Raw genomic sequence first — 14510 nt, forward strand, 5'->3', positions numbered from 1 at the left:
GCAAAAATTTGGCTAAGTTAAGTAATAATGTATTTGTTGATAATATCTTATCATGATGAGGTATCTGTGAACCGTTCAAGCATCAAAAGTTTTCCCTCTAAATAAATTACAAGAATAATTACTTAGAGGGGAACTTTAAGATATCAATATATTTTTAGTATTGTTAAGCTAAACCATCATGAATTTTGTCTAGATTCCACTTCATCATCGTATAGTAGGTATCACCTTCAGTGCCTTCTTTTGCTAATGAATCAGTAAAAATTTTGGAATAGATTTCTAATCCCGTTTCGTCGGCAATCTTATTCATCGATTTAGGTGAAACAGAAGTTTCTACGAATAAATGTTTGACATCAGAGTTTTCAATTTTAGCTAAGACGGCTTTCATTTGTTCGGGAGTACCTTGAGATTCGGTATTGATTTCCCAAATATAAGCTGGCGTTACATGATAGGCTTTTGAGAAGTATTTGAAGGCGCCCTCTGAAGTGACCAACAAACGCTGTGATTCAGGAATATCTAGAAATTTTGATTGCGCTTCTTCGTGTAACTTTTGTAATTTTTCGATATAAGCATCAGAATTAGTTTGGTAATAATCTGCATTTTTTGAATCTTTTTCCTTTAATACTTTGGTGATCGTTTTAACGTATTGAATACCATTGGCTAAATCAAGCCATGCATGAGGATCTTCTTCTTCAACGTTGGTTGTTAAATGCTCCGGTGATACACCCTCACTAGCAGCAAAGACATCTTTATCGAATTCCTTATGAGCAGTGCTTACCAACTTCTTGAACCAACCACTACCGCCAGTTTCTAAATTCAGTCCGTTATGAAACAAAACTGTTGCATCCGTTGCTTTTGAGATGTCTTCAGGTTTAGGTTCATATTCGTGAGGATCCACGCCGCGTTGAACAATACTATATAGCTCAACTCGATCTTTAGCCACATTTTTGACCATATCTTCTAAAATTGAATTTGTGGTTACTACGCTGATTTTTTTTGCATCGGTTGTTTGTTTAGAATCGCCACTTCGTCCGTTGACAAAAAAGATTACTCCCGTCACAGCTACAATTACCACGACAATCGTTACTAATATTCTTTTCATATTTACGCCTCTTTTCTATTTTTGTGTAGATGTAACAAGTTTTGTTTTGGTGAGAAGATAAAGGAAATTAGGAATAACCCTGCAGCGACAATAACAATCGCGGGACCAGAAGCCCAGTTAAATGTGTAGCTGAAGTACAAACCACAAATTGATGCGACAACACCAAATATAGCGGAGAAAACAAGCATCACAGACAAGCGGTCAGTCCAAAAGTATGCTGTTGCAGCAGGTGTGATCAACATGGCCACTACTAAAATAATTCCCACAGTTTGTAATGCCGAAACAGTTACCAGTGTTAAGACGAGCATAAGGCTATAGTGGATTAGTTGGGTATTTAATCCATATGTTTTAGCGAAGGTCTGATCAAAGGAAGTGATTAACAATTCTTTATAAAATACTTGTACAAAAATAATCACAATTCCTAAAACAATTGCCGTTGTGATCATATCACTATTACTAACAGCTAGAATGTTTCCAAATAAAATATGGTGTAGATTGGTTGAGCTTTCGGCCATAGAGATTAAAATGAATCCCAATGCATAAAAGAAGCTGAAGACAACCCCTATTGCAGTATCTACTTTGATTTTACTATGAGAAGCCACGTAGCCGATTAACATTGCAGCTAGTACACCAAAAATAGATGCTCCAATCAAGATATTTATACCTAACATATAAGCAACAGCAACCCCTGGCAATACTGAATGAGAAATAGCGTCCCCCATCAAAGACATTCCTCGTAGAATGATGAAACTCCCAATAATCCCAGACATAATCCCCACCATTATTGCAGTGATTAATGCACTTTGAAGGAAATCATATTTTCCTAACGCTTGAAAAAAATCCGAGAGAGCAGTCATTCAATTTACCTCCTGAAATAGAACTGAAGATAAGTCATCACTGAATGCTTTACTGATATTCTTCGAATTGTAGACTTCTTGAGTTGGCCCAAAGTCAATGATTCCGTGATTCATAATGACTAATTCATCAAAGTAATCATAAACTTTATTTAAATCGTGATGGATAACGATAATGGTTTTTTGTTCGTCTCGCCATTGTTTTAAAATAGCCATGATGGCACGCTCACTTTCCACATCAATTCCAACAAAAGGTTCATCTAAGACAACAATTTCTGCCTGTTGTAAAATTGCTCGAGCTACGAATACCCGCTGTAATTGTCCGCCTGACAAATTACCTATTTGCCGATTAGCAAAGTCAGTCATTTTAACTTGCTCAAGAGCTGCATCACAAGCAACACGTTCGCTTTTTCCTGGAGTCTTAAACAATCCCAGTTTTCCATAACTACCAGTTAAAACCAAATCATAGACATTGATTGGAAAACTGAGATCTAAATCCTTTCGTTGCTCTACATAGGCAACCTTCTTTTTTACTGTTGCCATTGAATGACCATCAAGCGCGCTACTACCTGATTTTGGATGAATAAGACCCAATATTGCCTTGATTAAAGTAGATTTACCAGCTCCATTAGGTCCGATAATGCCAGTAATCTTCCCTGCATTAAAATGGACGGATAAATTATTGAATACCGGTGTATCGCAGTACGCAACAGATAATTTTTTTACAGTTAACAAATAAAAACCTCCTTTAAAAACTAAATTTTTCTAATTTTAGTTTAACCTATAAAAATATTTTGGTCAACCTTACTTTTTTCTCTCGACTATTTCAACAAAAAATCGTGAATATTAACAATGGTAATTATCATATAGATATATTTTTAACGTGTACAATTGATTCATTCCGATACAAATGAAATGAAGGCAAATAATATTAAATTAGGCGAATGTTTATTTTTTTTTAGGTTTGTCTAATATTTTGCTTTAATTTAATAAAAAAGAGGTGTATGCTTATGATGTTTTTAAAGGAAGGTGGAAATATTTTGAAAGATACAACAAGTCAGTCCGGTAAAGAGCACAAACCTCGATTAATTCAGCATGCGAATGGTCCCTCTTTAGAGGAAATTAACGGAACTGTCGAGGTACCCAAAGGCAAAGGCTTTTGGAAAATCCTGTTCGCCTATTCTGGACCGGGAGCATTAGTTGCTGTGGGATATATGGATCCAGGCAACTGGTCTACTTCGATTACGGGTGGGCAAAACTTCCAGTATTTATTAATGTCGGTCATTTTAATGTCTAGTTTAATTGCAATGCTATTACAATATATGGCTGCTAAATTGGGAATTGTTAGTCAAATGGATTTAGCTCAAGCAATTCGAGCGAGAACGAGTAAAAAACTAGGAATCATTTTATGGATTTTAACGGAATTAGCGATTATGGCAACAGATATTGCGGAAGTAATTGGCGCATCAATTGCTCTTTATTTACTTTTTAATATTCCGCTTGTCGTCGCAGTCTTTATTACGGTATTTGATGTTTTATTATTATTGTTGTTAACGAAAGTTGGTTTTAGAAAAATTGAAGCAATAGTTGTCTGTTTGATTTTTGTAATTCTTTTTGTGTTTGTTTATCAAGTAGCGTTGTCTGATCCTAATTGGGGGGATGTACTTAAAGGATTGGTTCCGACTGGTGAAACGTTCTCCTCTACACATTCAATTGGTGGTCAAACGCCTTTAACTGGTGCATTAGGAATTATTGGTGCAACCGTTATGCCTCATAATTTATATCTACATTCGGCTGTGTCTCAGACTCGAAAGATAAATCGTACGGATGAAGATGAAATCGCCAATGCTGTACGATTTTCAACATGGGATTCTAACATTCAATTGACTCTCGCTTTTTTTGTTAACTCCTTATTGCTCATAATGGGAGTTGCTGTTTTTAAAACAGGGGCAGTGAAAGATCCATCATTCTTTGGGTTGTATGAGGCTTTATCAAATCCGGATACATTGAGTAACGGAATTTTAATCACCGTTGCAAAATCAGGTCTTCTTTCTACATTATTCGCAGTCGCGTTACTAGCTTCTGGACAAAATTCAACGATTACCGGAACTTTAACTGGACAAGTAATTATGGAGGGATTCATTCATATGAGAATGCCAATTTGGCTAAGACGTTTAATTACGCGTTTGATTTCAGTTATCCCAGTGTTAATCTGTGTAATTATTACAAGCAGGCAAGGAACGATTCGGGAGCACACAGCGTTAAATACACTAATGAATAATTCACAAGTCTTCTTAGCTTTTGCGTTACCATTTTCGATGGTACCATTATTAATGATGACCAATAGTGAGGTGGAAATGGGAAGCCGGTTTAAAAATTCGATAGTTATTCGGATACTAGGATGGGGTTCAGTAATTGGATTGACATATTTAAATTTGATTGGATTGCCCGGCCAAATTGAAGGTTTTTTTGGTGAAAAGGTGACATCAAGCCAACTTGTACTAGCTGATTCTATTGCCTATGTCATTATCGTCGCAGTATTACTACTGTTAGCGTGGACAATTATTGAACTGTATAAAGGAAATAAAAAATATAATCAATTAATTAATGAAAGGTAAGATGCACTATGGAAGGATTTGATGAATTTAAAAATATTTTAGTTGGGGTAGATGAATCAGAAGGAGCTCAAAAAGCCTTTCAATATGCTGTAAAGCAAGCGAGTAAAACTGGAGCCGCATTACTGATTGCCTCAATTTTAGAAATTGAAGAGTTGAATGTTTATGAAGCGTTAGACCCTGAGTACTTGAGCCAGAAACAAAGTCAATTGTTACTTAATTTGGAAAAGTACAAACAATATGCAGAAAATAGCGGTGTAAAAAACATTCAGCTGTACAGTGGAGAAGGTGATCCGGCCGAGGAAATTATTAAGACGATTTTGCCAGCAACATCTGCAGATATGTTAATCATTGGCTCGCGATCAATGCATGGGATTAAAGGATATTTTGGTTCACATGCTACTTATATGGTTAAAAATTCTCCAATCTCAATCACGGTTATTAAGTAACTATTTCAGATAATATATTGGAATTTTTTCTTAAACCGGGGGGAGCTTAAGAGGAAAGGCTGGGAAGGAATTAAACTCCGTAAAGGTGATAGAGCATTAGTATTTAAGCAAAATGTGAATTGAGAGGATACCGTTTAGAATGATTTAAAAATCTAGTTTAGTTTTCTATGTGGAATTTTTCTTATTATCCAGTGAGCCCTTGAATCATGTTATATTAGGCAATAAGAGATTCAATAGGGAGCTGATGAGATTATGTCCGATTACAAATATTCTATAAAAAATACTAAGAAAATTGAGCGAGAAAAACTTCGAGATACTGCTTTGGCATACTCAGCATTAGATGTAGCAATGCCTTCCGAAGATACGATGAAATTAGTAGAAGAATATGTAGATGGAAATATTGAAATTGTTGAGATTTTAAAAATAGTCATTGAGAAATATCACTCGTCTGAGTTAGAAAGCTGATGAGATATAATGTTGTTTAAGGCGGCTGTAGAGAATTAATCTTGAATATTTCTAGGTATGATATGTCAAACATAAATAATTATTAGTTCGTTATTTATTTTGAGTAGTCGTGTTCTGGTTTGCGTATTTTTTTGATGTACGTTTTGATGTGCGAGTTGCTTGAAGTCAGTTTAAATTGATTGATATATAGATTTAGGAAAAATCTATAAAAACCTTGATATTAAAAGATAATCAAACTTATTGTGTTATTTATAAGCAAAACCAGGTCTTAAGAAAGCTCGTAAAGCTTCACAATTCTCAAAACGTTAATCAATTTGTTGTATTGTCAGGCTCAACTGCTACTTTCTGGTGTCAGTTGGTGTTAATTACTACGATAATTCATTTAACAGATTTAAAGCGTCAGCGTCTTGCTGGTGCTTTTTTTCTGGCATTAATTCCAAATAATAGTTTTGGGTAGTAAGAATGGAATTGTGGCCTAGACGCCTTGAAATGTAGTCAATACTGATTTCTTTTGAAAAAAGAAAGCTTGCATGGGTATCACGCAGACCGTGAAAGGTAGTTTTACTCAAATCGAGTTTCTTGAGCAGTTTTTGAAGCTGCCCGGCTTGTCGAAATCCGTTCCAATCAAATAGATAATTTTCTTTTTCCTTCGCTAATTTCTGTAAAGCCTCATACACATCTTGGTTAAAGAGAATAGGGCTGATGAGGCAGAGTATTTTGAAACGCTTGCTTTTTTTACTAATGTTCTATTTAAGTATTGTGGTAGTGATGAGGGAGTTGAAGAATTACGTCAATCAATTGAAGAAAATTTAATTAGCGATGGTAAATCCTCGCTTGTGAAATCTTTTCTTGATGAGGTCTGGGATCTGCGTACGTCACGTGAAATAAATAGAGACAGCTATACTGATAAAAATATGCCAGAAATGATTAAGTATTTCGAAATGTCTGATGATGAAGTGGAATATGCTTTAAATAAAGACTATAAAGTTGTGGACAGCATTTTTTCCGAAGAAAAGGTTAACTTGATAGAAAAATTTTCTGAAGAACATTTTGATGTTGAACAGAAAGAAGCTCTTTCAGAATTAATATCCCAGTTAAGATTAGGTAAGTTTATACCACAGATAAGGTTACGGTTAGAGCCGAAGTTCCAGAAGCTTTATTTTGAATAGAATAGATCTTCAAGTAACCTCTAGTGTTTTAGACCTAGGGGTTTTTCTTATACAACGAATAATGAGGCGGTTTTTAAAACATTCGATCTATCAAATATTTCTATTTCTTTTAAGCAGTCATTGTTCTAATATTAATGTATATATATAATTCTGGAGGTAACCATGGGCGAGAAAACAAGTCACACTTTTGATGATTTAATTCAGCAGATAAATCAAACTGCTGGAGATATACAAAGAGAAAGAGGCACACTGTTTGAAAAGTTAGTTCTATCTTATTTGCGTAATGAGCCAACATACCAACGGTTATACAAGAATGTTTGGGCGTTGGGAGACGTACCCGCTGAGTATGGTATTCCTAAAAAGGATACTGGTGTTGATCTTGTTGCCGAACAGTTTAACGGTGAACTAGTCGCTATTCAGGCAAAGTTTTACCAAAATAAAGTTGGAAAGAATGAAATTAATTCTTTTGTTGCTGAGCTAGGAAAGAGCTACTACCAACGTGGGTTAATTGTCTCTACAGTTGACGATTGGAATAAAAATGCGAGAGATACGATTGAGCGAAACGAAAAGGGTATTGAGATTATAGGGTTATCTGATTTACGGAATTCACAAATTGATTGGACTAAGTACCGTTTTGAACGTCCAGAAGTAGTTACGATCAAGGAACCTAAAAAGTTGCGACCTTATCAGGAAATCGCATTAGAGTACGCATTAAAGCATTTTTTAACAAAAGACCGCGGACAATTGATCATGGCTCCGGGAACAGGGAAAACTTTTACCAGTTTAAAAATTGCCGAAGCATTTGTAAAAAAAGAAAATAAACAGCTTAAAGTTTTGTACCTTGTTCCAAGTATTCAGTTATTAACGCAAACCTTACGAGGGTGGAATAATGATACTGAATTGAAAATTACCAGTATGGCAGTAACTTCTGATCGTGACGCTTCAAGAGGCGAAGATGGGACTGAAGATATTAAGGCAAGTGATATTGGGTACCCAGCGACGACATCTAAAGAAAAGCTGCTGAAAAACTGGGAGGATGTGAAAAAAACACAACAAACCGCAGATATGGTTGTTGTGTTTAGTACGTATCAAAGCATCGATGTTATTGGCGGTGCTCAGAAAGATGGCTTTCCAGAGTTTGATTTAATTATTTCTGACGAAGCTCACAGAACGACAGGGGCACATGAATCAAGTAAAGAAGCTAGTATTTTCTCTCGGGTTCATAGTAATACGTATGTTCAAGGGCGAAAGAGAATTTATCAAACTGCTACACCAAAAATTTATGGTGAAAGTGCAAAAAAGAATGCCAAAGAGAAAAGTATTCTTATATCGTCAATGGATGATGAAAGTAAGTACGGAGAAGTTTTCTATCGGATGGGCTTTGGACAGGCGGTCTCTCACGGAATCTTGACCGACTATAAAGTGATGGTTCTCGCGGTAGATGAAACTGCAATTCAAAAAGATATGCAGCGAACTTTGGCTGATCCAGAGAATGGCTTAAATATTGATGATGTCGGGCGGATTGTTGGTATCTGGAATGGGATGATGAGACGGAACGGATATAAGAATCCTATTAAGAATTCTCCTTATGACGGAGCACCATTAGAGCGGGCTATCGCCTTCACAAGAACAATTGCCGATTCTAAGAAAGTATCACAGCAGTTTGAAGAAGTTGTAAATGATTATATTGGATCAGAAATAGAGGATGAATCTATCCATCTATCAATGCGTCATGCTGACGGTACTATGAATGCTTTGCAAAAAGGTGAGGTATTAGACTGGTTGGCAGATCCAGAAAAGCCGTCAGACGAGGCTAGAATTGTTTCAAACGTAAGGTTCCTAACAGAAGGTATTGATGTTCCTACACTGGATGCAGTTATCTTCTTGGCACCGAAAAAATCTCAAGTGGATATCGTTCAGGCTGTGGGCCGTATCATGCGTAAGGCTGAGGGGAAAGATTACGGGTATATTATTCTTCCCATAGTAATACCGGCTGATGAGACACCGGAAACAATTTTAGACAATAATAAAAATTATGAAGTTGTCTGGCAGGTAATTAATGCGTTGCGTTCTGTAGATGAACGTTTTGAAGCTATGGTGGATAAACTTAATATTGCAAAACCTAAGCAATTGAAAGTTATTGGTGTGGGTAGTGCACCGACTAAAGGTAACGACTTAATCAATGAAGAACTTGATAATTCATATACTCAAACGAAACTTGACCTTGAATGGGACAAATTTGAAGGTGCTATTTTCGGGAAGATAGTTCAAAAGGTTGGGGATCGCAAGTATCTCGAAAATTGGTCAGCGGATGTTGCGAAAATTGCACAACGTCAAATTAGCTGGATTAAGAATAAGCTTAAGGATAAGAAAGATCCAATCACTATTGAATTTAAGAAGTTTATTTCTTCATTACAACATAATATCAATGAGAGTATAGATGAAAACCAGGCTGCGGAAATGCTTTCACAGCATTTGATTACTAAGCCAATATTTGAAGCTCTTTTTGAAGAATATAGCTTTGTAAATAATAATCCTGTGTCCTCTGCAATGGAGAATATTGTAAAAGAACTTGAAAAAGCTGGGTTTGCTAAGGAACAGGAGAACCTAGAACCACTGTATGAGTCGGTAAGAATGAGAGCAGAAGGTGTCGAGAAATCAGAAGACAAGCAAAAAATTATTATTACTCTTTATGATAAATTCTTCAGCACAGCCTTTAAATCAACTACTGAGCGTTTGGGTATTGTTTTTACACCAGTAGAAGTAGTAGATTTTATCGTTAAATCGGTAGACGATGTATTGAAAATACATTTTGGAAAGTCATTGGCAAGTGAGAACGTTCATGTACTTGATCCTTTTACTGGGACGGGAACATTTATTGTTAGAACATTGTCATACTTGAAGGAACAAATGGATGAAGGAAAAATTAACCTTGCTGATATAACTCGTAAATTTACTCAGGAACTGCATGCAAATGAAATAATCTTGCTGAGTTATTACATTGCTGCAATTAACATTGAGGCGACGTACGATGAAATTAATGGTACTGAAGAAGGATATGTTCCGTTTGATGGAATAGTTTTGACCGATACCTTTGAAAGTACCGAGGATGATAAGGTAATTGAGGATACTTATTTCATTACAAATGATGATAGATTGAAGGTTCAACAAAAAGTCCCAATTACAGCAATAATTGGAAATCCTCCTTATTCAATAGGACAATCAAGCGTTAACGACAACAATCAAAATTTAAATTACCCTAAATTAAATGCAAGTATTGAGATGACATATGCAAAGTATTCTAAGGCAAATTTGAAAAAGGCTGTTTATGACTCATATATTCAAGCTTTTCGTTGGTCAAGTGATCGAATAAAGGAGTTGGGAGTTATCGGGTTCGTTTCAAATGGGTCTTTCATCGATAGCCAGAGTACAGACGGTTTTAGAAAGGTACTATTTGAAGAGTTCAATCATTTATATATCTTCCACTTACGAGGAGACCAACGTACCCAAGGGGAGACTTCTCGCCGAGAAGGGGGGAAAATCTTTGGTTCTGGTAGTCGGGCACCAATTGCTATTTCTATTTTGATTAAGGATGGTAGCGATGAGCATAAAATACACTACGCTGATATTGGAGATTATTTAAGTCGGGATGAAAAACTTTCGATTTTAAAAAATACTGAATCTATTAAAGGTATTGATTGGCAGGAGATTACTCCAGATGAAAATAATGATTGGATAAACCAACGAGACAGTAATTATTTGAATTACGCTTCGTTATATGATGATAAAGATAAGGATAATTCGATTTATTTAGATCAATTGACTGGTGTGAATTCAGCAAGAGACGCTTGGGTAAGTGGATTTTCAAGAGAAAAAGTTATCAAAAATACCACAAAGCTTGTGGAGAATTATAACTCTGAGATAGAAAGATTAATAGAAAATAAAAATCCTAAAGAACGTACAGAACTAGTCAATAAGAAGGAAAATTTTATTAGCTGGACTAGAGGTCTTACTCAATCATTTGGAAAAGGAAAAGAGCTTTCCATAGATTCAAATAAAATAAGATTATTTATGCATAGGCCCTTTACAAAAAAATGGCTTTTCTATGATCGAAGTGTTATGGAAATGCCTAGTAGATATTATGATATAGCAGGAAACACCGGTAAGATTGTCTATCTACAGGGACAAGGGATGAATAAACCTTTCTCTTCTTTAATTACGGAATTGGTTCCAAGTTTCCAGTTTGTTGGAAATGGAAAAGGATTCCCTATGTATAAAGGGATGGATGACGGTGGAAAAATATCAAATCTTTCAAAAAGGTTTGAGAATAAAATTAAGCTTTCTAGCGATGATCTTGTATTTTATATTTACGCTGTTCTCCATGATAGAACCTATTTAGACAGATACAGTAGTGACTTAAAAAAAGCTTTTCCGAGAATTCCTATACTCAAAAATAAAGAAAAATACGTTGAAATAGGTCGTAAATTAACTGACTTGCATTTGAATTATGAAAACCAACCTAGTTGGGAAGGTGTTGACGTTCAAATTTCACATTCAGAACCAAGTTATAAGGTTACTAAAATGAAGCATTCAAAAAAAGACAAGCTTGATAATATTATTTATAATGAGAGTATAAAGATAGTTAATATCCCTGAGAAAGCTTACGAATATGTAGTTAATGGACGTCCAGCAATAGAGTGGATTATTGATCAGTATCAAATTAAGACAGATAAAAAATCAGGTATTACTGATGATCCTAATAATTTTAGCGAAGATCCTAAGTATATACTGAATCTGTTGCTTTCAATTATTACAGTAAGTATGAAGACGTTAGAATTAATTGATGAACTACCTGAGTTTGAAGTGATTGAACCTTAGAAAAGGCGGTGTGTGAATGGTGAATGAAAAAGAGAAATCTTATGAAGTATCTGAATCTATTAAAAGTAATATAGAGAACTTCCAATTGTTTACCTCACACACTGATAAGTGGACACAAGATATTTTTGAAATCAGTGATCCCTATGAATTTTTACTTCCAAAGTATATGGATGATCATAAATTTACTAAATTAGGCCAGCTTTTTAACCTAGATGGCTCAAGCCTTATTAATTTAATGGCAACTGGAACTAACCTAAAAGACCTGATTTTTAATAGTAAAAAAGGATTCGTCTACCAGCCCGATTATGATAATCTATCCGTTGAAACAAAGGAAGGATTAAAGTCTGGCGTCCTTAAAATCGGAGAATCTAAAAAAGTTGGTGGGAATAAGCGGGCAGTAATAGTTGATACAACGAATTCTAATCAACGTGTGGAAGATCTAACATTGAAAGAGGTTAGGACAGAACGCGATATTACCCGTAACTTAACGGATTTAGCTATTCAAGCACAATTAAAACAAATTTACGAAATTTTGCTTGATATGCAAGAAACACAAGAGTATCAGCTTCAATGGGATCGAAATAATAGTATATTACCACCGTTCTTCACAGCAAGAACTCAAATAATCAAGTTCTATAATACTGATGATTTAAATAGTAAAATCCAGTTGCTTCATGACGCTTCTCAAAGTATGGAACAAGCAGTGAGTGCAATTAAAGCTGACCTAATTTCAAATCGAGATCAAATTGAAAAGATACTAAGAAAACCGATACACGGGAAAAGTTTTCAAAGACATGCTAATTTTATTCTCTCTGATATCAATTTACTGTTAAAAATAGTAGGTATGCAAACGTATATAGATTTGACCTTGGATAATGAGTCAATGGCTAGAGAACGATTTGAGTCAGTAAAATATATTTTCGATTTATATTCCAGTCAGACTATCCCTGAACCAGTGCATGTTGTTTTAAGTGCCCTGCAACGCGTGCCAATCCTAGATAATCTTTTATCTAATTCTGAGAGAAATGAGCTTTCTAGTATGTTAGAGGTAATTCATGATAATTATAGATATTCTTCTACGAATAAAAATTTGTGGTTGATTATTAATGACGAAATGCAGGAAGGCAGTCAACTAAGCTTGTTAAGTGAAGGAGATTCAGATCATGAAGAATAATGAGAAGAAAGAAAGTCACTGCTTGATTTGTGGAAAGACGATTCGATCATCAAAAAAGATTAGGATTTGTCAGGATTGTAAAAACCGAGGTAAGGGTATTTCTTTAACGGCAATTGGGATAGTGGCAGCGGGACTTGGGATAAACAAAGTAAGTTCAAAAAAATGACTAGTCTATTTTATGGTGTTAATTGGTGTCAATTCTGTCCTCTTCTATCAATTTGTACCAGCAATCAAGTAATTTTAATTTGCTGAATTGTTGATATAAAAGGATATCTGAGGACTGAGTATTCTTCAATTTCCTTTTGGGAATTCTCAAAACGTTAATTGCTGGAGTCGTTGGCAATTTATTGCCTTACGAATACAGTATGGGACGGAGATTTCAAGGAAATCGAGTACCATTCATCACAACGATACGGACACTTTCCAATTTTTGGGAAGTGTCTTTTTTTGTACGCTTAGGTACGAAAAAATGTACGAGATTTTGAATTGGCCGTTTTTAAGACCTATGTCAGACACTATATAATCGTTCTTTTTATCTTGTTTGATTGTTATTTTAATTAGTTATTTATTTTGCTTGCTTGTCGCACTTCATCCAGGCGTTTCTCGAATTTCTCATAAGTGGAAAGATCGACAACATTCGGGGTATTGACGTATATTTCTATCGTTTTGATATCCGAATGGGTTAAGGCTTGAGAAATTTGCGCCATTGTGGCACCGCCTTCACGAGCCAACGTACTAAAGGTATGACGCACTTGTGTGGATTTGTCTGGGTTAGTTCCTCATGTCTTCGGCGAATGGATTTTAGCCGATAATTTAAGTAATCCACATGAACCGGAATATTTACTTCACCATTTCGATTGGCATAAGTGAAAAGAAATTGCTCCTTTGTCTGTTTAATCCCAAGCTGTAGCAGTTCTTCTTTTTACTTTTGCTTCCATTCTTTCACTAGTTCAATAAGGAATGTCGGAATCTTGAACTTCGTAGCTTTTCGTCCTTTTGTGGATTTTAAATTGCCAAACTTATCCTTACTTTGAATCAAACTGACATAACCCTTTTCAAAATCAATATGCTTCCACTGGAGGGCGTAGGATTCGCTCTTACGGTCTCCTAGGTTCAACGTTAGCATCAAGAGAAGTCTTGCATGATTAGTAAACCTTTGCTGTAATCCTCATTGGCTGCGTCTAACTAAGCGATTAATTCTTCGGCTGTCAGAGCTTCACCGTTAAGCTGACGCTCCGCCTTTAGTTGTTGTTTCTTGGGATCACCCACGTACCGAATCACTTTTTCAATCCGATTGTATTCGATATACTCTAATAGCTCCGCAATATCAAAAATCTGATTGACGTAACTTTTGATAATTTTGATATTGGCGTAAGTTTGGGACTTTTTCATCAAAGTACGAAGCACAAAGTCCTTATTGTCGTTTAAGAACTTGATAGAATATTCACCAAATATCGGCAGAATATGAAGACGGAAGACATCTTTCGTATTGCTAACGGTTGTGGCAGTTGGTATTTGCCTAGATCGTCCAGTAGAACCAGCAATATACATATCCAACCAAACTGTCTCATAAAACTCTTTGAATTTGATATGCCCGCTTAATTCAAATGAACGAGCACTCTTTTCATTAAGCACACGTTGAATTTTTTGAGACAGGTCTTTTTCAGCCTGTTCCGCTTCTTTTTTCGTCCTAAATGTTTTGCGGTAGCGCTCGGTAGTGACACCGAGAATTTGTCGCACCTCCTTGGGGTAAAACACCTCCAATTTGTAGTGGTTGCTTTTCAGTTTAGTAATTGCCATGTTATTT

At 35.6% G+C, this 14510-nt stretch carries 10 protein-coding genes and 2 pseudogenes; 7 read left to right on the forward strand and 5 right to left on the reverse strand.

Annotated features, from left to right (window positions below; genetic code table 11):
* Window positions 1-163 precede the first annotated feature (163 nt).
* From HMPREF9088_RS04090 to HMPREF9088_RS04100, 3 genes are read right to left on the reverse strand one after another with little or no spacing between them, the layout of a single operon-like run.
* Window positions 164-1099: a metal ABC transporter solute-binding protein, Zn/Mn family gene (locus tag HMPREF9088_RS04090; RefSeq protein WP_007207886.1), complete on the reverse strand. Its 936-nt coding sequence runs from the start codon at window positions 1097-1099 to the stop codon at window positions 164-166.
* 2 nt (window positions 1100-1101) lie between these two features.
* Window positions 1102-1956 carry a metal ABC transporter permease gene (locus HMPREF9088_RS04095; protein WP_007207887.1) on the reverse strand — a complete coding sequence of 285 codons (855 nt, stop codon included), beginning with the start codon at window positions 1954-1956 and terminating at the stop codon, window positions 1102-1104.
* Window positions 1957-2688 carry a metal ABC transporter ATP-binding protein gene (locus tag HMPREF9088_RS04100; protein WP_007207888.1) on the reverse strand — a complete coding sequence of 244 codons (732 nt, stop codon included), beginning with the start codon at window positions 2686-2688 and terminating at the stop codon, window positions 1957-1959.
* 275 nt (window positions 2689-2963) lie between these two features.
* Between HMPREF9088_RS04100 and HMPREF9088_RS04105 the strand changes: the two genes are divergently transcribed.
* The 3 genes from HMPREF9088_RS04105 (at window position 2964) to HMPREF9088_RS04115 (ending at window position 5482) form a co-directional block, all read left to right on the forward strand.
* Window positions 2964-4571 carry an Nramp family divalent metal transporter gene (locus HMPREF9088_RS04105; protein WP_040366370.1) on the forward strand — a complete coding sequence of 536 codons (1608 nt, stop codon included), beginning with the start codon at window positions 2964-2966 and terminating at the stop codon, window positions 4569-4571.
* An 8-nt stretch (window positions 4572-4579) separates the two neighbouring features.
* Complete coding sequence (locus tag HMPREF9088_RS04110; protein WP_007207890.1) at window positions 4580-5017, forward strand: universal stress protein; 438 nt, start codon at window positions 4580-4582, stop codon at window positions 5015-5017.
* Window positions 5018-5269: 252 nt separating this feature from the next.
* Window positions 5270-5482 (forward strand): hypothetical protein, encoded by a 213-nt coding sequence (locus tag HMPREF9088_RS04115; RefSeq protein WP_007207891.1) that lies wholly within the window; start codon window positions 5270-5272, stop codon window positions 5480-5482.
* Between the two features lie 368 nt (window positions 5483-5850).
* Here the strand turns inward: HMPREF9088_RS04115 and HMPREF9088_RS04120 are convergent.
* Window positions 5851-6177 (reverse strand): annotated as a pseudogene (locus tag HMPREF9088_RS04120) (tyrosine-type recombinase/integrase); the annotation flags it as partial.
* On the opposite strand from HMPREF9088_RS04120, the gene HMPREF9088_RS04125 reads away from it, so the two are divergent.
* The 4 genes from HMPREF9088_RS04125 (at window position 6163) to HMPREF9088_RS12215 (ending at window position 12869) form a co-directional block, all read left to right on the forward strand.
* Complete coding sequence (locus HMPREF9088_RS04125) at window positions 6163-6651, forward strand: hypothetical protein (RefSeq protein ID WP_007207893.1); 489 nt, start codon at window positions 6163-6165, stop codon at window positions 6649-6651. The pseudogene HMPREF9088_RS04120 and the gene HMPREF9088_RS04125 sit on opposite strands and share 15 nt — an antisense overlap.
* 162 nt (window positions 6652-6813) lie before the next feature.
* On the forward strand, window positions 6814-11529 hold the full coding sequence (locus HMPREF9088_RS04130) for a DEAD/DEAH box helicase (protein WP_007207894.1): 4716 nt from the start codon (window positions 6814-6816) through the stop codon (window positions 11527-11529).
* Between the two features lie 16 nt (window positions 11530-11545).
* A complete protein-coding gene (locus HMPREF9088_RS04135) occupies window positions 11546-12703 on the forward strand; it encodes a hypothetical protein (protein WP_007207895.1) in 1158 nt (385 codons plus the stop codon).
* Window positions 12693-12869: a hypothetical protein gene (locus HMPREF9088_RS12215; protein ID WP_007207896.1), complete on the forward strand. Its 177-nt coding sequence runs from the start codon at window positions 12693-12695 to the stop codon at window positions 12867-12869. Before HMPREF9088_RS04135 ends, HMPREF9088_RS12215 begins: the two co-directional genes overlap by 11 nt.
* Window positions 12870-13260: 391 nt before the next feature.
* On the opposite strand, the pseudogene HMPREF9088_RS11590 reads toward HMPREF9088_RS12215, so the two are convergent.
* Window positions 13261-14503: pseudogene (locus tag HMPREF9088_RS11590) on the reverse strand (tyrosine-type recombinase/integrase).
* Window positions 14504-14510 lie beyond the last annotated feature (7 nt).

This window comes from Enterococcus italicus DSM 15952 (assembly GCF_000185365.1).
In the GTDB taxonomy this organism is placed as follows: Bacteria; Bacillota; Bacilli; order Lactobacillales; family Enterococcaceae; genus Enterococcus_G; species Enterococcus_G italicus.

What these genes read in the sequence shown, in the direction of transcription:
- HMPREF9088_RS04090 (WP_007207886.1), bottom strand. Translation starts at nt 1,099, where the DNA reads ATGAAAAGAATATTAGTAACGATTGTCGTGGTAATTGTAGCTGTGACG.
- HMPREF9088_RS04095 (WP_007207887.1), bottom strand. Translation starts at nt 1,956, where the DNA reads ATGACTGCTCTCTCGGATTTTTTTCAAGCGTTAGGAAAATATGATTTC.
- HMPREF9088_RS04105 (WP_040366370.1), top strand. Translation starts at nt 2,964, where the DNA reads ATGATGTTTTTAAAGGAAGGTGGAAATATTTTGAAAGATACAACAAGT.
- HMPREF9088_RS04110 (WP_007207890.1), top strand. Translation starts at nt 4,580, where the DNA reads ATGGAAGGATTTGATGAATTTAAAAATATTTTAGTTGGGGTAGATGAA.
- HMPREF9088_RS04115 (WP_007207891.1), top strand. Translation starts at nt 5,270, where the DNA reads ATGTCCGATTACAAATATTCTATAAAAAATACTAAGAAAATTGAGCGA.
- HMPREF9088_RS04130 (WP_007207894.1), top strand. Translation starts at nt 6,814, where the DNA reads ATGGGCGAGAAAACAAGTCACACTTTTGATGATTTAATTCAGCAGATA.
- HMPREF9088_RS04135 (WP_007207895.1), top strand. Translation starts at nt 11,546, where the DNA reads ATGGTGAATGAAAAAGAGAAATCTTATGAAGTATCTGAATCTATTAAA.
- HMPREF9088_RS12215 (WP_007207896.1), top strand. Translation starts at nt 12,693, where the DNA reads ATGAAGAATAATGAGAAGAAAGAAAGTCACTGCTTGATTTGTGGAAAG.